Annotated in this window: 18 protein-coding genes; 16 read left to right on the forward strand and 2 right to left on the reverse strand. The window is 50.6% G+C overall.

The window, feature by feature from the left end; translation table 11 throughout:
* Position 1: 1 nt before the first annotated feature.
* The 9 genes from ACE41H_RS14555 to ACE41H_RS14595 all read left to right on the forward strand — a co-directional run bounded on the left by ACE41H_RS14555 (position 2) and on the right by ACE41H_RS14595 (position 10176).
* Complete coding sequence (locus ACE41H_RS14555) at positions 2–1474, forward strand: sensor histidine kinase (protein WP_375356042.1); 1473 nt, start codon at positions 2–4, stop codon at positions 1472–1474.
* A gap of 56 nt (positions 1475–1530) precedes the next feature.
* Positions 1531–2487 carry a 4-hydroxy-3-methylbut-2-enyl diphosphate reductase gene (locus ACE41H_RS14560; RefSeq protein WP_375356043.1) on the forward strand — a complete coding sequence of 319 codons (957 nt, stop codon included), beginning with the start codon at positions 1531–1533 and terminating at the stop codon, positions 2485–2487.
* A gap of 200 nt (positions 2488–2687) precedes the next feature.
* A complete protein-coding gene (aroF, locus tag ACE41H_RS14565; RefSeq protein ID WP_375356045.1) occupies positions 2688–3752 on the forward strand; it encodes a 3-deoxy-7-phosphoheptulonate synthase in 1065 nt (354 codons plus the stop codon).
* A gap of 262 nt (positions 3753–4014) precedes the next feature.
* The gene (glnA, locus tag ACE41H_RS14570) at positions 4015–5439 is read left to right on the forward strand and encodes a type I glutamate--ammonia ligase (protein ID WP_375356046.1); all 1425 of its coding nucleotides are present in this window, start codon (positions 4015–4017) and stop codon (positions 5437–5439) included.
* Positions 5440–5687: 248 nt separating this feature from the next.
* The gene (gene serC / locus ACE41H_RS14575) at positions 5688–6776 is read left to right on the forward strand and encodes a 3-phosphoserine/phosphohydroxythreonine transaminase (RefSeq protein WP_375356048.1); all 1089 of its coding nucleotides are present in this window, start codon (positions 5688–5690) and stop codon (positions 6774–6776) included.
* 99 nt (positions 6777–6875) lie between these two features.
* Positions 6876–7340, forward strand: a complete 465-nt coding sequence (gene trmL / locus ACE41H_RS14580) for a tRNA (uridine(34)/cytosine(34)/5-carboxymethylaminomethyluridine(34)-2'-O)-methyltransferase TrmL (RefSeq protein ID WP_375356050.1) — start codon at positions 6876–6878, stop codon at positions 7338–7340.
* Positions 7341–7575: 235 nt separating this feature from the next.
* Entirely contained in the window at positions 7576–7830 is a 255-nt protein-coding gene (locus ACE41H_RS14585; RefSeq protein ID WP_375356051.1) for an AbrB/MazE/SpoVT family DNA-binding domain-containing protein, read from the forward strand.
* A 362-nt stretch (positions 7831–8192) separates the two neighbouring features.
* A complete protein-coding gene (locus ACE41H_RS14590) occupies positions 8193–8849 on the forward strand; it encodes a response regulator (protein WP_375356053.1) in 657 nt (218 codons plus the stop codon).
* Between the two features lie 115 nt (positions 8850–8964).
* The gene (locus ACE41H_RS14595) at positions 8965–10176 is read left to right on the forward strand and encodes an aminotransferase-like domain-containing protein (protein WP_375356054.1); all 1212 of its coding nucleotides are present in this window, start codon (positions 8965–8967) and stop codon (positions 10174–10176) included.
* 16 nt (positions 10177–10192) lie between these two features.
* Here ACE41H_RS14595 and ACE41H_RS14600 read toward each other — a convergent pair whose 3' ends face one another.
* Positions 10193–10987 (reverse strand): DUF2161 domain-containing phosphodiesterase, encoded by a 795-nt coding sequence (locus ACE41H_RS14600; protein ID WP_375356055.1) that lies wholly within the window; start codon positions 10985–10987, stop codon positions 10193–10195.
* Positions 10988–11207: 220 nt separating this feature from the next.
* Here ACE41H_RS14600 and prkA point away from each other — a divergent pair, with 220 nt between their 5' ends.
* Entirely contained in the window at positions 11208–13103 is a 1896-nt protein-coding gene (prkA, locus tag ACE41H_RS14605) for an ATP-dependent protease PrkA (RefSeq protein ID WP_375356057.1), read from the forward strand.
* Positions 13104–13295: 192 nt separating this feature from the next.
* Here the strand turns inward: prkA and ACE41H_RS14610 are convergent, their stop codons facing one another.
* Positions 13296–13922, reverse strand: a complete 627-nt coding sequence (locus tag ACE41H_RS14610; protein WP_375356058.1) for a TetR/AcrR family transcriptional regulator — start codon at positions 13920–13922, stop codon at positions 13296–13298.
* 122 nt (positions 13923–14044) lie between these two features.
* Here ACE41H_RS14610 and ACE41H_RS14615 point away from each other — a divergent pair, with 122 nt between their 5' ends.
* The 6 genes from ACE41H_RS14615 to ACE41H_RS14640 all read left to right on the forward strand — a co-directional run bounded on the left by ACE41H_RS14615 (position 14045) and on the right by ACE41H_RS14640 (position 19919).
* Complete coding sequence (locus tag ACE41H_RS14615) at positions 14045–14770, forward strand: SDR family oxidoreductase (RefSeq protein ID WP_375356059.1); 726 nt, start codon at positions 14045–14047, stop codon at positions 14768–14770.
* A gap of 391 nt (positions 14771–15161) precedes the next feature.
* Positions 15162–16274 carry an ABC transporter substrate-binding protein gene (locus ACE41H_RS14620; RefSeq protein WP_375356060.1) on the forward strand — a complete coding sequence of 371 codons (1113 nt, stop codon included), beginning with the start codon at positions 15162–15164 and terminating at the stop codon, positions 16272–16274.
* A 92-nt stretch (positions 16275–16366) separates the two neighbouring features.
* Entirely contained in the window at positions 16367–17299 is a 933-nt protein-coding gene (locus tag ACE41H_RS14625) for an ABC transporter permease (protein WP_375356061.1), read from the forward strand.
* A complete protein-coding gene (locus ACE41H_RS14630) occupies positions 17296–18099 on the forward strand; it encodes an ABC transporter permease (protein ID WP_375356063.1) in 804 nt (267 codons plus the stop codon). The genes ACE41H_RS14625 and ACE41H_RS14630 overlap by 4 nt, the downstream gene beginning before the upstream one ends.
* The gene (locus ACE41H_RS14635; protein WP_375356065.1) at positions 18096–19130 is read left to right on the forward strand and encodes an ABC transporter ATP-binding protein; all 1035 of its coding nucleotides are present in this window, start codon (positions 18096–18098) and stop codon (positions 19128–19130) included. The genes ACE41H_RS14630 and ACE41H_RS14635 overlap by 4 nt, the downstream gene beginning before the upstream one ends.
* Positions 19131–19133: 3 nt before the next feature.
* Positions 19134–19919 (forward strand): DeoR/GlpR family DNA-binding transcription regulator, encoded by a 786-nt coding sequence (locus ACE41H_RS14640; RefSeq protein WP_375356066.1) that lies wholly within the window; start codon positions 19134–19136, stop codon positions 19917–19919.
* The last annotated feature ends 2 nt before the right edge of the window (positions 19920–19921 follow it).

Consider the following 19921-nt stretch of genomic DNA (forward strand, 5'->3'; position numbering starts at 1 on the left):
TATGTCCATACGATGGCGGCTGACAGCCTGGTATTCGAGTATATTGGCCATCGTGCTTGTCATATTCGGTGTTGCCATTTACGGGCTTGTATATTATTCAACCTACAGTGAATTGAAAAGCTCGGTGCAACAGGAAGCGTTGCGTATTCAGCAGCAATTGAAGGTGACGATTAACGGGGACTTTTTCGGGGGTACAGAGCCCAATCTTGACTTTAACCTGGACAGAAGACTGGACGACACGGAGGTCTACGTTCAGATTTACAATTACACCTCAGGTGTGCTGAAGACGTCAGCGAACCTTCAAGGTATACGGCTGCCCGTGCCTTCGACACCGAAGGGGGCGTATGCCAGCAAGGGCTTCAAGAAAGTAAGCGAAAAGGGGAACTCATTCCTGATTTATTACCAGCCTCTGATCCTTGAGGACAACAATCAGGTGGTCGGGCTGCTGCAGGTTGCGCAGCTGACCAATTCCCAGGACAGGCTGCTGCAAAGACTGGAGAATGTGCTCGTGTACGGCTCGCTGGTCGCCTTGTTTGCTGCGGCGACGTCCGGGCTGTTCCTGGCCCGCAAGTCTATGAGCCCGCTGGTAAAGGTCATAGAAGGCGCCAATCAGATTCAGTCCGGGGATGATTTGAGTGTCCGGATTGAGTATGAAGGCCCGCCTGACGAGATAGGACAGCTGATCGCCACGGTGAACAAGATGCTGGGGCGGACGGAGGTATTTTACAAGGAGCTTGAGGATGCTTATGCCGCACAGCGCCGCTTTGTGGCGGATGCATCCCATGAGCTGCGTACCCCGCTGACGACGCTGCGTGGCAATGTAGATTTCCTGGAAAAGCTGTGGACCGCCCATCCGGAAGAACGGCCGGATATGGACGAACAGACGATCCGAAAGCTGTCGCTGGAGGCCATTGAGGATATGGCGGACGAAGGGAAGCGGATGAGCAGGCTGGTCGGTGACATGCTGTCGCTGGCCAGAGCGGACACGGGCCAGACCTTTGAAAAAAGGCCGACCGCCCTGCAGCCGCTCGTCACGGAAGTGGCGCGGCGTGCGCAATTTTTGGAAAGAAGCGCGGACTGGATCGTGGGGGATTTTTCATTCCTGAACGGGATTTATCTGGAAGGAAACAAGGATTATTTGCAGCAGATGCTGTTTATTTTTATCGATAACGCTTTTAAATACACGCCTGAAGGCAATGTGCGCCTTGACGCGATTCTGTATCAGGGCCAGGTCGGGCTGCGGATTAGCGACACGGGAATCGGCATGGATAAAGATGAAGTGCCTCACATTTTCGAACGTTTCTACCGGGCTGACGAATCCCGCGGAGTGACGGAAGGAATCGGGCTCGGACTGTCCATCGCCAAATGGATCATCGACGAGCACCACGGCTCAGTGGAGGTGGTTACCCGCCGCGGTGAAGGAACGACCTTTGTCATCTGGCTGCCTGTGAGCTTTTCCGCCCCGCTTGAATAAGGTATAATGGGGAATGGCCCTATCATATTCCGGCTTACAGAAAGCAGGTGCTAAATTTGGAAGTACTGAAAATCTCGCCGCGCGGCTACTGTTATGGAGTAGTGGACGCTATGGTGATGGCCCGGCAGGCGGCCAAAAACCTGGATCTTCCGCGGCCTATATATATACTTGGCATGATTGTGCACAACAGCCATGTCACCCAATCGTTTGAAGAGGAAGGCATCATTACGCTGGACGGACCCAACCGGATGGAAATTTTGCAGAAGGTAGACAGCGGCACCGTTATATTCACAGCCCACGGTGTCTCTCCCGAGGTAAGGAAGCTCGCCAGGGAGAAGGGACTCACTACGGTGGACGCCACCTGTCCTGATGTAACGAAGACCCACGACCTGATCCGGGACAAGGCTGCCGATGGATACGAGATCATTTATATCGGCAAAAAAGAGCATCCCGAACCTGAAGGTGCGATCGGAATCGCTCCAGACCATGTGCATTTAATTGAGCGGGAAGAGGAAATTGCCGGCCTCAATGTGGAGTGCGAGCGCATTATTATTACGAATCAGACGACGATGAGCCAATGGGACATCAAGCATATTATGAAAAAGCTGCTGGAGAAATTCCCGGGAGCCGAAGTTCATAATGAAATTTGCCTTGCGACCCAGGTACGCCAGGAGGCTGTAGCCGAGCAGGCGGGACAGACAGACTTGGTCCTCGTGGTCGGTGATCCGCGCAGCAACAACTCCAACCGGCTTGCACAGGTTGCTGAGGAAATTGCCGGGGTAAAGTCTTACCGTATAGCTGATATAACGGAGCTTAAGCGTGAATGGCTGGAAGGAGTGTCCAAGGTTGGTGTCACGTCCGGCGCGTCAACCCCTACCCTGATCACGAAGGAAGTCATCCAGTATCTTGAGCAGTATGATCCGGAAAAACCGGAGACCTGGGAAATCAAACGCACGATCGATAAACGCAAAATTTTGCCGCCTGTAAGGGAGAAAACCAAGAGTTCATCCTGATGCGGTCGCTTTAATGAAAGTGGAGGAGCAGCACAGACTGTTCTTCTGCTTTTTTGTGCTTGTAATGAGTCTAAGAAAGAAATTGACGAGCAAGGGGCAATCTGATATGATTGCTTTAACGAATAAAAGCTTAAAAGCGAACAAGCGTTTAAGTGTAAAAATATATAAATCAACCTTAACTATTGAAGGGACGGGACCAAATGATTGTTATTGCAGGCAAGAATACACCAGCGGAGCAAATTCAGGACATCGTGGAAGTGATTGAAAAGGAAGGGCTGCAGGCTCATGTCTCCCATGGAGCGGACCGGACTGTCGTTGGCCTGATTGGCAGTGTGGCGCCGAAGCTGGCCGAGCATTTGCGACAGATGAAGGGAGTCGAAAATGTCGTTAAAATTTCGAAATCCTATAAGCTGGCAAGCCGTGACTTTCATCCTGATGATACGGTCATCTCCATCAAGGGCGTAAACATTGGCGGTGGCGAACTGGTGGTTATGGGCGGGCCATGTGCCGTGGAATCGGCAGAGCAAATTGATAAGATTGCCGGGCTGGTCAAAGCGGCGGGAGGACAAGTACTCCGCGGAGGGGCATTCAAGCCGCGTACCGGCCCTTACAGCTTCCAGGGCGTTGGCGTAGAGGGGCTGATTATGATGGCTGAGGCGGGCGAGAAGCACGGCTTGCTGACCATTACGGAGGTCATGACTCCGGAGTATGTCGATATCTGTGCGGAATACGCTGATATTTTGCAGGTCGGTACCCGCAACATGCAGAATTTTGACCTGCTGCGCAAGCTGGGAACGTGTGGCAAGCCGGTTCTGCTTAAACGCGGCTTCAGCGCTACATACGATGAGTTGCTGAATGCCGCCGAGTATATTCTTGCTGGCGGCAATCCGAATGTCATGCTGTGCGAGCGCGGAATTCGAACCTTTGAGAACTACACCCGCAACACTTTAGATCTGTCGGCTATTCCGGTGCTGCAGCAGCTCAGCCATCTGCCGGTCATTTCCGATCCAAGCCATGGAACGGGCCGCAGGGAACTGGTGGAGCCGATGGCCAAGGCTTCGGTGGCGGCAGGAGCGGACGGCTTGATCATTGAAATGCACACCGATCCGGACAATTCCATGACAGGTGATGGTGTGCAGTCGTTGTTCCCTGACCAATTTGCCGGCCTTCTCCGCGATCTGGAGCAGCTTGCCCCCATCGTGGGCAAATCATTCGCAACAGACAAAGAGCCATCGGAATTGTTTCCTTCCAGCGTTAATGCATAAAAGCAATGCTGCAAAAAAGCAATGCTGCAAAAAAGCGAAAACGCCCGAATACGCCTGAATACGGCGTGTTTTGGGCGTTTTTCGCATCTGATAACCGTGTCAAAAGCGTGAGCATAGCTGACATGCTTTTAAAAAATACCTGACATAGCACTTGACCCATGTCACATTTGAGCTTTATAATGACGACAGAAAAATAATTTGATCATGAACATTTTTTGCGTGAAATTCGTTTAATGTTCGGGAAAATTGGGAGGAAGAAGACATGTCCGTTGAAAATGTTTTAAAGACGATCCAGGAAAACAATATTGAGTGGGTGGACTTCCGTTTTGTTGATCTCTCCGGTCGTACACATCATATTTCGCTTCCGGCTTCCGCAGTAGATGAAGAGACTTTTGTAAATGGTGTGGCTTTCGACGGATCTTCCATTCCCGGTTACCGTGGTATCGAAGAATCCGACATGGTTATGATGCCTGATCCGGAGGCTTGCTATGTAGACCCATTCACACAACATCCGACACTGAACGTGATGTGTAATATCGTAACACCTGACGGCGAAAAATACGATCGCGACCCTCGCGGCATCGCGGTTAAAGCTGAAGAGTTCCTCCAGAAAAGCGGTGTAGGTACAGCTGCATTCTTCGCACCAGAGTCCGAATTTTTCATTTTCGACGACGTTCGTTATGAGAGCGGCATGAACACCTCTTCCTATGCAGTAGACTCCGAAGAAGCGGTATGGAACACGAACCGTAAGGAAGAAGGCGGCAACCTTGGCTTCAAGATAGGCGTAAAAGGCGGTTATGTTCCGGTTGCGCCTGTGGACACACAGCAGGATATCCGCAGTGAAATGTGCCGCTTGCTCGAAGAAGCCGGCCTGAGCATTGAACGTCATCACCATGAGGTTGCAACAGCCGGCCAAGCGGAAATCAACTTCCGTTTTGACACCCTGAGAAAAACAGCGGACAACCTGCTGGTTTACAAATACATCGTGCATAACACTGCACGTCAATACGGCAAAGTGGCAACATTCATGCCAAAACCGCTGTTTGGAGACAACGGAAGCGGGATGCACGTTCACCAATCCATTTTCAACGGCGACAGTCCTCTGTTCTATGAAAAGGGCGGATACGCTAACCTGAGTGAAATGGCATTGAACTACATCGGCGGTATCCTGTATCACGCTCCGGCGCTGATCGCCCTGACGAACCCAAGCACCAACTCTTTCAAACGCCTGGTGCCTGGTTATGAAGCACCGGTGAACCTGGTGTTCTCCAAAGGCAACCGTTCCGCTGCGGTACGTATTCCGGTTGCTGCCGTAACACCTAAAGGCTGTCGTATCGAGTTCCGTACACCGGACTCCACAGCCAACCCTTATCTGGCATTCTCGGCTATGCTGATGGCTGGTCTGGATGGTATCAAGCGCAAATTGAATCCAATCGAACTGGGCTACGGTCCTCTGGATACGAATATCTATGAGCTGTCTGATGCCGAAAAAGCGAAAATCCGCAGTGTTCCTGGAACACTCGATGAAGCTCTGGACGCTTTGGAAGCAGATTACGAGTTCCTTACAGAAGGCGGAGTCTTCACAAAAGACTTTATCGACAACTACATCCAGTTCAAGCGTAGCGAAGCTAAGGATGTTGCGATTCGTGTTCATCCACACGAGTTCAGCCTTTACTTCGACTGCTAAAATTGCACTTATACGCTGGTCCCTCGTTTGTCGGGGGGCCTTTTTAATTGAGGCATTAGGGGCTTTGAGATGTAAAGTGAACAGTTTCACAAAAAAGTGACTTCTTGCTCTTGATCAGCCTGTTGATTACTGCTATTATAAGCGTTAATATTTGCACTGCTTTACCGCAGCAAACAGGTCCATATATCAAAACTTTACATGACATGTAATGGTTGATTGCCGTGCGCAGACGAAAGGACGGGGGAAAGTTGAACAAGAGAGCCTATAATTTTAACGCAGGTCCTGCCGCGCTGCCCTTGAAGGTGTTGGAGCGGGCTCAGGCCGAGTTTGTCGATTTCCGCGGAACGGGAATGTCCATTATGGAAATGTCGCACAGAGGGGCTGTGTACGAATCGGTACACAATGAAGCCCAGGAGCGATTGCTTCGCCTGTTAGGCAACCCGGAGGGATATAAGGTACTCTTCCTGCAAGGAGGAGCCAGCACTCAGTTTGCCATGATTCCGATGAATTTCTTGAAGCAGGGGAAGGTTGGCAGCTATGTGATGACAGGCAGTTGGGCTGATAAGGCTCTGAAAGAAGCCAAGCTGTTTGGTGAAACCCATATCGCGGCTTCCTCCAAGGAAGATCAATATATGCGGATTCCTGATCTGGATCACCTTGAGCTTCCTGAACATACGGCATACCTTCATGTTACTTCAAACGAAACGATTGAAGGCGTGCAGTATCAGAAGTATCCCGCAACGGGCCAGATACCGCTCATTGCCGATATGTCGAGTGATATTCTGTGCCGGCCGATAGATGTCGACAGCTTCGATATGATTTACGCTGGCGCCCAGAAGAATCTTGGTCCATCGGGCGTCACTGTGGTCATTGCCAAGGAAGAGATGCTGGCTGAGCAGGCAGAGAATATCCCCGCCATGCTCCGTTACAGTACATTTTTAAAGAACAACTCTCTTTACAATACACCTCCGTCCTTTTCCGTTTATATGGTGAATGAGGTGCTGCGCTGGATTGAAGAGGAAGGCGGGCTGAGCGCCATTGAGCAAATGAATCGTGATAAGGCAGCGCTCCTGTACGACCATATAGATCAAAGCGGAGGCTTTTACAGAGGTTGTGCCGAACCTAAGGACCGCTCATTGATGAACGTCACGTTCAGACTGGCCTCCGAAGAACTGGAGAAGCTGTTCGTGAAGGAATCCGAGAAGGAAGGTTTTGTCGGACTGAAGGGACATCGCAGTGTGGGAGGGCTCAGAGCATCCATTTACAATGCGGTTCCTTACGAGAGCTGCAAAGCGCTGGCTGATTTTATGGAGGTTTTCCAGAAACAGCACGGTTAATATGTTATTGAGCATTTACAAAGGAATGATACGAAGGGGTGCCCTGGTCAAACGGACCTTTTGGGCCCCCTTTTTACACGCATACGGAGGTGTATATTTATGCCATTGCACATCGTACTGGTAGAGCCGGAGATTCCGGCCAATACAGGCAATATAGCGAGAACCTGTGCCGCAACCGGCACTCATTTGCACCTGGTCAGACCGCTTGGCTTCCGGACGGATGACACTGCTTTAAAACGCGCCGGGCTGGACTACTGGCATGCGGTGAATATCCATTATCATGATTCATTTGCGGAGGTTCAGAGCCGGTATCCTGACAGCCGTTTTTTCTATGCAACTACAAAATCAGACAAAAAATATACTGATTTTTCTTTTCGTGATCATGATTTTTTAGTATTCGGAAAAGAGACCAAAGGCCTACCTGAAGATCTGATCCAAGCCAATAAAAGTACATGTATGCGTATGCCTATGACCGGTGATGTACGGTCGCTTAACCTGTCCAATTCTGCAGCTATCATCGTGTATGAAGCGCTGAGACAGCTTGGTTTTCCAGGGCTGGAATGATGTGAAAAGCGTACTGAAAATATATTTTTTAATTAGGTCTAATGATATAGATGCTTGCGGACGATAAATATGTAAGGCGCAAAAAAAATTTCGCATTTTGCTTCTGATGAGCTTATGAAAGAGTATAACAAAATATGCTATGTACAGCAGGATTCGACACAAAAATGGCGAATGTATCAATGGTGTGGAAACTAAATACATAGTATTTCTGAAACAGAGAGGTGTAGTGAAACATATGAAACCTGCTGGCGTTGTCCGAAAAGTGGATCAGCTGGGAAGAATCGTTTTACCCAAGTCGTTGAGAAAAAGATACCAGATGAATGAAGGTGATCCTGTCGAAATTTTGGTGCAGGGTGACCACATCATTCTGGAGCGCTATCGTCCGAAGTGCGTATTTTGCGGTTCTATGGAGGGTGTAGTCGAATTTAAGGAACGCTACCTCTGCGGCCAGTGTATGTCTGAAATGACTCAACTGCAGAAGAACGCCTGATATTATGACAAAGAGCATCACGCTGTGGTTCACACGTGATGCTCTTTGTATAAAATTTTTAAGGCTTGAAATCGAAATATTTCGATGGGATGATGGCAATCCTCTGTCCATTTTTATATACGAAAAATGAATTGCAAGCTGGGGAAGGACTGCGATATCATTCCCTTAAAAAGGTTCTGAAACCGGGACAAAACGAACGCAATAAATACTAGAATAGCCTGCACTGCGTGAGAAGAACTGGTTTATTTGTGGAAAAATATACAATTATTATTAAAAACTTCACCTAAAAAACAGCTAGCGCACGGCAGGCAGATTTAAAGGGGAAGGATGTCGTTTTTGTGAAAACAACGGGAGGTTCGGAAATGAAGAAAGTATGGCAGGTTGTGCTTGTTGATATTCATCCGACGAGTATGCTGGGGACCAAGCTGATTCTTGAGGATCAGCAGGACCTGCTCGTAAGAGGTATGTCTTCCACCGGAACGGAAGCGCTTGAGCTGGTTCGCTCGATTCAGCCGGATCTGGTATTGATTGATTATAAATTGCCGGAAGGAACGGTCGAGCCGTTTCTGACAGAAATGAAGAGCATGTCTCCAGGCAGCCATACCGTTGTGATGACTGATGAAGACAATGTGGCTCTGTTTCAGCAGATGACTTCCCTGGGAGCTAGCGGCATGCTGTCGAAGCAGGCCTCAACGAGTCAGCTTATTCATTTAATTAACGGTTTAAGGGAAGGGATCGTGTCTGTGCCCCTTGACTGGGTACGCAACGGAAGCTGGCCTAATATGCCTTTAGTGCCCCATGAGCCTTTTGACGAGCTTACGGAAACGGAAGTATTTATTATGGAACGGATTGTTCAGGGGATTACATACGACAAAATCGCGCTCGAAATTGAAGTGAGCCGCCGCTCAATCGACAATTATCTGCGCAAAATTTACGCGAAGCTCGGTGTATCCAGCCGTGCGCAGGCGATTGAGCATTATGCGCTTTATGCGCGTCAGAACAAGCAGTTATACGCTTAAGCACCGGGTATACTCGGTGAATGAACCGAATATGCTGTAGCAGTTCCTCCCGGCTTCGTCCATGGGCGTGTGGTCCGGATGGGGGAAACGACGGATGAAGGCAAGGAGGTTCTGTATGCGTTATTCCTTTGCATCACGTACAGTTTCACTTTTATCATCCCCCTTGCGCCAGATCAGGGAGAATGCGCGCTTGAACTCGTTCATATCTCTTGCTGAGGAGCTTCCAGCACAGGAGCTTTTTCCTGTCAAGCGGCTTGAGGAGGCTGCTCAGGACGTGCTAGCGTCGGGGCCCGACGTGCTCCAATATGGTGAGCCTGAAGGCTTCGGTCCCTTGCGCGAGTGGCTTACCGCCGAGTGGAGGGGCAGAAAGAACACATTTGTAGCTCCTTCGCAGGTGCTGCTGACGACCGGAACCCAGCAGGCTATCGATTTGGTGGTACGGCTCATGGTGGATGAAGGCGATTCGGTGCTGGTGGAAAATCCTACATCTCCGGGCTGTCTTCAGGTGTTATCGATGCAGGGAGCCAAGGTGATTCCGGCCGTCTCTGACGGGAACGGGCTGCTCGTTTATGAGCTGGAGCAGCAGATGAAGCTTCATCGTCCGAAGCTGCTGTTTGCGGCTCCTACTTTCTCCAATCCCACGGGAGGCGTCTGGAATATGGGACGCCGGCAGGACGTGCTTGAGCTGTGTCGGCGCTACAGTGTGCTCTTTGTGGAGGACGATTCCTACGGAGAGCTTGATTTGAATCTTAAGAGAGGGGAAGTACACCCCTCTTTATTTGCGTTGGATGATGGAGGACAAGGGGGACAGGTGCTCTATATCGGCTCATTCAGCAAGACGATAGCGCCTGCGCTGAGAACAGGCTGGGCCGCAGGAGCGTCTCATGTTATCGAAGGCATGACAGTGCTGAAGCAGCTTGCTGATATGCAGTCCAGCACGATGAATCAAAGGCTGCTGCACCGTCTGCTCACCGGGCCCGGCTTTAGCTGGCATGATCACCTTGCCCAGTTGAACAAGGAGTATGCGACAAGGCTAAAGCTGATGCTGGAGCTGCTCAAGCGGCCGCTATGGAAAGAAGTGACCTGGCGTATGCCGGAGGGAGGCATGTATGTGTGGGCCCGGCTTCCTGAGGGGCTGGACAGCGCCATGCTGCTGAAAGCGGCATTGCCGAAGGGAGTGGCTTTTATGCCAGGGGGACTATGTACGGCCGGCAAAGAGGGGGCGTCGCATATCCGCCTGAATTTCAGTCATCCCGGCCGCGACGAGCTCCTTCTGGGCATGAATCTGATCGGGGAAACGATTGCCGAGTTCACAGCCCGCAGTTGACCGGAAGGCTGCAAATTTACTCCGCTAGGTCCGGGCTCGCTCCTTCAGACATTCCCGCAGCCGGTTCCGCGACCCGGTCGGCCGTCTGCCAGTCCACAGCCGCCGCATGGTCCTTGAGCACAGCGGCATATTCGGTAAGGGCCGCTTGCCCGAATGGTGTCAATGCATATCTTCCGCGCACGATGCGCCGGAACCAGCCATAATAATTCTGCTGTAAGATCGACGCGGCGCTGCTGACGGCAGAGGCCCGGGCAAGCTGCGCGGGGGAGGCCTCCCCCAGCGCAGCCAGTGAGGCTGCGACACGCAGCGCCTTCTCACGGTAAGCGGTGACCAGCTTCTGGCGGGTGCTTCCGCCCACATTATAGTCCCCGCTGCGCGCATTGAACTCCCGCAGCAACCGATCCCTGCGGGAGCCGATTCTGGGGGCGGGCTTCACGGCCGCTGCATTGGGAGCGCACAGCACCTCCACCAGCGGCGCTTTTGTTTTATAATGCGTTACCGTAATCAGCCCGATGCCAAGCCTGCGGCACAAATCAACAAGCTCGTTCCAGCGCTGGTTCACCGCGCCTTTCTTGCTGCGGTTGCGCTCCACGGCAACATACACTTCGCTGCTCAGCTTCAAACGCTGTATCCCCTGCAGCAGCAGGGCAAGGTTAAACGTTTTTTTCATCTCTACGATCAGCGGCTCCTGCTGGCCCTGCTTCATCCCTACCAGATCGCAGTTTCTTACTTCACCCTTGATCTCATATCCCCTGGCTTCGAAAAATGCTTTAACCGGCGCATACAATTCCGTTTCCTGCCTGACTGCCATTTCTGCCCGCTCCTTTAATGCTGTCTACTAATGGTTCATTATAGCACAGGAGCCGTTTGTTCCTGCCGCAGCCGGTTTATAAATCGGGGTAACAAGTAAAAAAAAGGTCAACATTCCTGTCCGGGCGCATACGTATGTATTACACTTTTGCCTTGAAAAGATCGAACTTTTACAGTCCGGTTGTCGGGAACATGATTAAGGAAGCCATGGGAGGTACGACATGAAGATTTTTGAGCGAGTTGCGCAATATCAGGCGGAGAGCGAACGGCTCGCCTGGGCCGGTACTTTTCGGGATTACATCGAAATTCTCAGCAAGGACCCCACCCCTGCGATGACCGCCCATGCCCGGGTATATGAAATGATCAAATCCTATGGGGTGGACAGTTCCGGACCATACAAGGGATACAAGTTTTTTGAACAGGAGCTTTTCGGTCTGGACAGGGCCGTTGAAAAGCTGGTGGAGGAATATTTTCATTCCGCGGCCAAACGGCTGGACGTCCGCAAGCGCATTTTGCTGCTTATGGGGCCGGTCAGCGGTGGCAAATCAACGCTCGTTGCCATGCTGAAACGCGGGCTTGAGCAGTTTTCCCGCACCGATAAAGGAGCTGTTTATGCCATAGATGGCTGCCCCATGCATGAGGAGCCCCTGCATCTCATTCCTCATGAGCTGCGGCCGGAGGTGGAGCAAGAATTGGGGGTGCGCATCGAGGGGAATCTGTGCCCTTCTTGTCAAATGAGGCTACGGACGGAGTATGACGGCAACATTGAGAACGTAAAGGTCAAAAGAGTGCTCATTTCCGAGGACAACCGCGTCGGTATCGGAACGTTCAGCCCCTCGGATCCGAAATCCCAGGATATTGCCGATCTAACCGGCAGTATCGACTTTTCAACCATTACGGAATACGGTTCGGAATCCGACCCGCGCGCCTATCGTTTTGACGGAGAATTGAACAAAGCGAACCGCGGATTGATGGAGTTCCAGGAGATGCTCAAATGTGACGAGAAGTTTCTGTGGAACCTGCTGTCCCTGACCCAGGAGGGCAACTTCAAGGCAGGACGGTTTGCACTGATCAGTGCCGATGAGCTTATAATCGCGCACACGAATGAAGCGGAGTACAAATCGTTCATCGCAAACAAGAAAAACGAGGCCTTGCAGTCCCGGATGATTGTCATGCCGGTCCCGTACAATCTGAATGTCTCCGAGGAAGAGAAGATTTACCACAAGCTTATTCAGCAAAGCGATATGAAGCATGTGCACATCGCACCGCATGCGCTCAGGGCGGCTGCGATCTTCTCCATATTGACACGCCTCAAGGAGAGCAAAAAGCAGGGCATGGATCTGGTCAAAAAAATGCGCATGTATGACGGGCAGGAGGTCGAGGGTTATAAGGATGCCGATCTGAAGGAAATGCAGAATGAGTTTCTGGAGGAGGGCATGTCCGGTGTCGATCCGCGTTATGTCATCAACCGGATTTCCAGCGCCCTGATCAAGCAGGATCTGGAATGCATCAATGCGCTTGATATTTTGCGGGCCATTAAGGATGGACTGGATCAGCACGCCTCCATTACGAAGGATGAGAGAGAGCGTTACCTGAATTTCATCTCCATCGCGCGCAAGGAATACGACGAGCTGGCCAAAAAAGAAGTGCAGAAGGCGTTTGTTTATTCTTTCGAGGAATCGGCCAGAACCTTGTTTGAGAACTATCTGGATAATATCGAGGCGTTCTGCAATTGGACGAAAATCCGCGATCCGCTCACGGATGAGGAGATGGACCCGGATGAGCGGTTAATGCGTTCCATCGAGGAGCAGATCGGTGTGTCCGAAAATGCCAAAAAAGCGTTCCGTGAGGAAATTCTGATCCGGATCTCGGCGTACTCCCGGAAGGGGAGAAAATTCGAGTACCATAATCATGACAGGCTGCGCGAGGCGATTGAGAAAAAGCTGTTTGCGGATTTGAAAGATATTGTGAAGATCACAACTTCAACCAAGACGCCTGATGCAGATCAGTTAAAGCGCATGAATGAAGTGATTAAAAGACTCGTGGAGGAGCACGGCTATACGGCCACCAGCGCCAATGACCTGCTGCGTTATGTGGGGAGCCTGCTTAACCGGTGAACGAGCACTGTGAGACGCTCCGAGAACGAAGCATTCCTCCCATCGCTGTTGACCCTCCGGGCCAAAGGCGACCGCTCCGCTTTTCTGGAATTGCTTCGTTCTCTACGCTGCTTTGAGCATCCAGCTACTTTAAAAAGACAAGAAGAAATCGCCAATATGCTGCGATTTCTTCTTGTTGCTTCATTAGTCAATTCAGCAACGGCCACGTAACCCGTCGCATACAACCGACAGGATACGCTCTGATAATCCGGAATCATCGTTGTATTCAAGAGTCCGCATAACACCGAATAGAATAGCTGTTATATCGGTTACTTGAATGTCATTGCGAACTGAACCCGCTTGCTGCGCGCAATTCAGTAGCTCCCCTATTGCATTTTGAAAATCCAGGGAGATGCCAGAGAGCGGACGATGAATGTCTGCACCAGAACGGGCCAGAGCGGCGATCAGCGCTTTGTTTCCCGTGCCTTCTCTCACAATTAACGACAGAAAGTTAAAAAAAGCCTGACCTGGATCGTCCTGCTCGAGCATCTCCCTTGCTTTCTTGATGAGACGTTGCTTAAAACTGAAAACCACAGCTTCAATTAACTCTTCTTTCGTCGGAAAGTGACGGTACACCGTTCCAATCCCCATCCCTGCACGATTGGCAATTTCATCTATTGGAACCTCCAACCCCTCGGTGGCGAAGACTTTTGTTGCAACGTCGAGTATACGCTCTCTGTTTCGTCTGGCGTCCGCTCGTAATGATTTTCCCGCTGTAACTGTACCGATTGAATTTAAACCCTTATCTTCTTGAGCTTGCGAAGGCTTTTTTTTTGGCATATGAATGTCCTCCTCACACAAACCCATTATACACTAAATTGACAAACGGAGTTTGTATTCCGTATAATAAACGGAGTAATTGTTCCGTTTTATAAAAATCACTCTATTCTGGAGGTATGAACATGTCATTGCAAAATCATCGAGCCGTCATCGTAGGTGGTACTTCGGGCATTGGTTTGGCGACTGCTAAATTATTTCTTTTTCAAGGTGCTCAGGTCATCGTTGCCAGTCGCTCACAAGAGAAAGTGGACGCGGCAGTGAAGGAGATCGGGACAGCACAAGGGTATGCCCTGGATTTTCAGGATGAAAGCCAGATGAAACAGTTCTTTGAAAAGATCGGTGACTTCGATCACCTCGTTGTTACTGCTGCCGGGGACGCGACTTCCCCTGGCCCCTTTGGTTCTTTGGGAATCGATGTTGCGAGGGCTGAGTTTGACAGCAAGTTCTGGGGACAATATGCAACCGTGAAAGCCGCTTTGCCTTTCATCAGGCAGTCCGGGTCGATCACGCTGACTTCCGGTGCTTTTGCCGCACGACCTGTAAAGGGCGCTTCGACGGTGGTTGCACTAAACTCAGCCATTGAGGGCCTTGTCCGCACTCTCGCGATGGATTTGGCGCCGATACGTGTCAACGCTGTGTCGCCAGGAGTGGTGGATACACCTGTCTTCAGTGGAATGGACGCCGAAAGTCGTACAGTAATGTTCCAGAAGGCTGCCCAGTCCCTTTTACTACAGCATGTTGCAAAACCCGAAGAGATCGCCGAGGCATACGTGTACTTGGCGAAAAACACATACACAACCGGGTCCGTGCTTCAAGTCGAGGGTGGTGCGATCCTGTCTGGTATCTAATAAATTGTAAATTATACCATATCAGCATCTAGCCTTAGCTAACCATAGAGCACCATAAGGTGCCGAAACAGGCACCAGAGACAAAAAGAAATAGATCGAGAACAACGGGCAGCTTGCCCTGTTCTCGATCTATTTTTTTACCGCCAAATCAAAAACCGCAAAAAATTGGCGGGTTCTTTTTATCGCTTGTGCTTTAAGTATGGTTATGCACGGAGCCTCTCACAACACACGAAAGAAATGCTCCGGTCGGCAGAACAATTCTCGATTTTTTACAAAACAATTCAGTTCATATAATGCTGCCTAAATAATAGAGAATTATAGTTGAATCATGAAAACCACAACAATTAGATCATAATCCACAACAAACAACAAAATTGGAGGGGAAGAAACGATGAAACTTTCATTCAGGAAGTATTTGTCTGTTGGAATGGTGCTCTGCTTAGGTGTGATGCTGCTTGCTGCTTGTGCCGGGGCGCAAGATCAGTCGTCCGGCTCTGAAGCGGCTGCGGAGACGGAGCAGCTTACACTTGAGCAAATTGAGGCGAATGCTAAAAAAGAAGGTACAGTCGTCAGCGTCGGCATGCCGGATACATGGGCGAACTGGAAGGACACCTGGGATCAACTGAATACAAAGTATGGCATTTCCCACACAGATACGGATATGTCCAGTGCTGAGGAAATTGCCAAATTCGAAGCCGAGAAGGAAAAGCCGACCGCAGATATCGGTGATGTAGGCAGCGCATTTGCGCCGGTGGCGCTTGAACAGGGAGTCACTCAGCCGTACAAAACATCTTACTGGGACGAGATTCCTGACTGGGCCAAGGACAAGGATGGTCATTGGATCATTGGCTACACAGGCACGATTTCTTTTCTTACCAATAAGAACAAGGTGCAAAACCCTCCGCAAAGCTGGGAGGACATGAAAAACGGTAATTATAAAATCATCGTGGGAGACGTTACCAAAGCAGCTCAGGCGCAAATGGCCGTATTGGCGGCAGCGATTGCTTACGGTGGCGATGAGTCGAATATTGAACCGGGGATCGCCTATTTTGAAGAGCTTGCCAAGCAGGGACGCCTGTCCAACGCTGAGGGCTCCCGCGCCAATATCGAAAAAGGCGAAGTGGAAGTGATGATTGCCTGGGACTTTAACAACCTGAACGATAGAGATGCGATTAACAAGGATCAATTTGACGTTGTTATTCCTGCGGAAGGCAGCGTCATGAGCGGTTATGCGACCATTATCAATAAATGGGCTCCCCATCCGAACGCGGCCAAGCTGGCCCGCGAATATATTCTGAGCGATGAAGGGCAGATCAATTTGGCGAAAGGTTATGCCAGACCGATCCGCGACAATGTTCAACTGCCTGAAGATGTGGCTGCCAAGCTGCTGCCTGTCGACGAATACAAAAATGTTAAGCCTATAAATGACTACAAAGTATGGGAAGAAACTGCGAAGACGCTTCCTCAGCTGTGGCAGGAACGCGTGCTGGTGCACATGAACTGATTCAGGACAAACTGTCGTTTATGTTAAGGGACGTCTTCTTGATGCCGTAGAAGGCGTTCCGCTTTATTTTCAAGGTAGGGAGAGTGGGAGGCGTGAAACAAAACATCCGCTGGCTTGCGCTCGGACTGCTGCCTTTTGCGTTGATGATAGCGGCGTTTCAGCTTGTGCCGTTATTGTTGATGGTGACAGGAAGCTTGCGGGAAAAAGGCCAGTCAGGTATTACGTTTATCCAGTACGTTACTATTTTTAAAAGCTCCTATTATTTGCAGGCCATTAAAAATAGCATACTGATTTCCGTATATTCTACCCTTGCCGGTATCATCATCGGATTAATCAGCGCGTACTCGGTAACGCGCTTTGCTCCGGCCATACGGGACCGGCTGCTTATGGTTTCCAACATGACATCCAATTTTTCCGGCATACCGCTGGCCTTCGCCTATATTATTTTGCTCGGGAATAACGGAATATTTACGCTGTTATTCCAGCAGTGGGGCTGGAGCGTATTTGAGGATTTCAACCTGTACAGCTGGACAGGGCTTGCCCTTGTCTATGTGTACTTTCAGGTGCCGCTTTCACTTTTGCTATTATACCCGTCCTTCTATGGAATCCGCGATCAGTGGAAGGAGGCGGCTTCCCTGCTTGGAGCAAGCCCGTGGCAGTTCTGGAGAACGATCGGCCTGCCTGTGCTGGCACCGTCTATTTTTGGAACGATGGGTATTTTGTTCGCAAACTCGATGGGCGCTTACGCCACCGCCTATGCGCTTGTCGGAGGCAACTATAATTTGCTGGCGACCCGCATCAGCTCCCTGATTGCCGGGGATGTGGTCAACCAGCCGGAGCTGGGAAGCGCCTTGGCTGTCGTACTTGCCTTAACTACGTTTCTGGCCGTTTTCCTCAATTCGAGAATGGCTAAACGCACGGAAGCGTTCAGCTCCGCAAGGGCGGAGAGGCCGCTGCGAAAACGGAAACCCGGAAGCCCGCGAACGCTGTTCTGGAAAAATACAAAGGGGGAGGCGGGATCATGACGGGCTCCAAGACAGGATGGATCAACCGGTTTTTCATGCTGCTTCTGATGATTTATTTGCTGCTGCCCTTGGCGGTAACCGGACTGTACGCCTTTGCCCTGAATTGGCAGGACAGTCTGCTTCCCGACCAATGGACGCTGGCATGGTTTGGCGAGATGTTCAAGGATTTGCAGTTTCTTGAGTCTTTGTGGACCTCCTTGTATTTATGTCTGATCAGTGTAGCTTTAAGCCTGTTCATTATGCTGCCGGCGGTTTTTATCATTACCGTCTATTTTCCGAAATGGGAAGTGCTGATGAAAGGCATTGTCGTGCTTCCTTATGCAGTACCCGGCGTCGTGGCGGCAGTTGGCCTGATTCGTGCTTACTCCAGCGGGCCGTTTAATATTTCAGGTACCGTCTATTTGCTCATCGGAGCGTATTTTATTGCCATTCTTCCTTATATGTATCAGGGTATTCGCAACAGCCTGCTTACCGTATCGGCGGTGGAGCTGTTAAATGCGGCCGAATTGCTGGGAGCAAGCACGATCAATGCGTTCCGAAGTGTGATCATCCCCAATATATGGCCAGGTGTGCTTGTCTCCACCCTATTATCGTTCTCTGTATTGTTCGGAGAATTTGTACTGACCAATATGCTGGTGGGCGGACATATCAAGACCGTGCAGATTTATCTGGTTGAACGAATGAATTCAAGCGGGCATTTGGCGAGCGCAATTGCAATTTCATATTTTATTTTCATTTTCATCTTGTCCACGGTGTTTATGAAGCTGGGCAAGCGAATGAATGGAGGGTCAGAGGCATGAGTGCATATTTGGACTTGCGGGGGATTCGCAAAATGTTCGGAGAAACCCGGGTGCTGGATCAGGTGAATTTGCAAATCCGTGAAGGTGAGCTGGTGACGCTGCTTGGTCCGTCGGGTTGTGGCAAAAGCACCCTGCTGCGATGTATTGCCGGTCTTACCGAGATTGATGAAGGAAGCATTATCCTGGACAACAAAAACATCGGCAAGCTGCCCCCACGGAACCGGGAGGTGGGCATGGTCTTCCAGTCCTATGCGTTATTTCCGAACCTGACGGTAAAAGAAAATATTGAATATGGCATGAAGATGCGGGGAGCTTCGAAGGAAGCGAGGCGCAAGCGCTCCGATGAACTGCTGGCGGTTGTCGATCTGGAAGAGAAACGGGACTCGTATCCCCAGCAGTTGTCCGGTGGCCAACAGCAGCGTGTCGCATTGGCACGCTCCTTGGCCATTCAGCCCAAAGTATTGCTGCTTGATGAACCGCTCAGCGCTTTGGATGCCAAAATCCGCAAAAGCTTGCGTACGGAAATTCGGGACATTCAGCAGCGTTTTAACATGACGACGATCTTCGTTACACATGATCAGGAGGAAGCGCTGATGATGTCGGACCGGGTATGTGTGATGAATCAAGGCCGCATCGTACAGGAAGGTACGCCAGAAACATTATATACCCGGCCTAAAACGGAATTTGTCGCCCGTTTCATGGGCAGCTACAACCTGCTTACCCGTGGTGAGGCCATCCGTCTCTTCGGCGGGCTGAAAACAGCGGGAGACAGCTTTGCTATTCGTCCTGAAGCGATTACCCTACTGCCGACAGACCGGGAGACGGGAGTAGAGAAGAAGGTTGTTGAAGGAAGGGTGGACACCGTTTCTATTCTGGGGAACATTTTACGCTACACCGTAGATGCGGCGGAAGTCCGTTTGACGATTGATCAGTTAAACGACGGGCGTTCACTGCAGGTTGGGGAAGGAGAGCGAGTACGCATCAGCCTTGACCCCTCATACTTATTGGAGCTGGAGAAGGAAGGTGCCTGATGAATGTCAATTTTGTCGGAGGAGCGAAAAAGATTCATTCTGGAGCAGCTAAAACTGGAAGGACAGGTAAAAGTAGCGGAGCTGTCTGCACAGTGTGAGGTTTCAGAGGAAACGGTGCGGCGCGATTTGCTTCTGCTGGAAAGGGAAGGTCTTGTGAAGCGGGTGTATGGCGGGGCGATTACCGTCAAGTCAAGCGCTTATGAGCCTCCTTATCTGCAGCGTCAAATGGTAAAGGCGGAGGAAAAAGAGAGAATAGGCCGCAAGGCCGCTGAATTGATTGCATCCGGCGATACGATTGTCATTGACGTTGGAACGACTGCGCTGGAGCTGGCCAAGGCTATTTCCGACCGTGAGCGGCTCACGGTGCTGACCAATTCCATCGCTGTGGCTTACTACTTAATGGAATCTCTAAACTCCGGACGTTTTTCAGGGAAAATCATCGTGATCGGTGGAGACTTGAATCCTGAGCAACAATCCATGTCAGGTTCTGTAGCCGAGCAGACCTTGTCCCGGTTTCGTGTGGATAAAGCGTTTATTTCCATAGGAGGAATATCGGTGAAGCGGGGAATCAGCGACTACGATATCGGGGAAACAGGCATGTCCCGTCTGATGATGGAAAATGCCGGGCAAACCATTGTGCTCGCGGATGACTCGAAAATCGGCCGGGAGGCGTTTGCGGAAATTGCGCCGATCCGCAAAGTGCATACCGTGGTCAGCAATGTGCCCCCGCCGAAAGAATGGCTTCAACTGATCAAGTCCCGTCATTTGCAATGGATTGAAGCGAAATGAGA

The organism is Paenibacillus enshidis, assembly GCF_042136365.1.
Classification (GTDB): domain Bacteria; phylum Bacillota; class Bacilli; order Paenibacillales; family Paenibacillaceae; genus Paenibacillus; species Paenibacillus enshidis.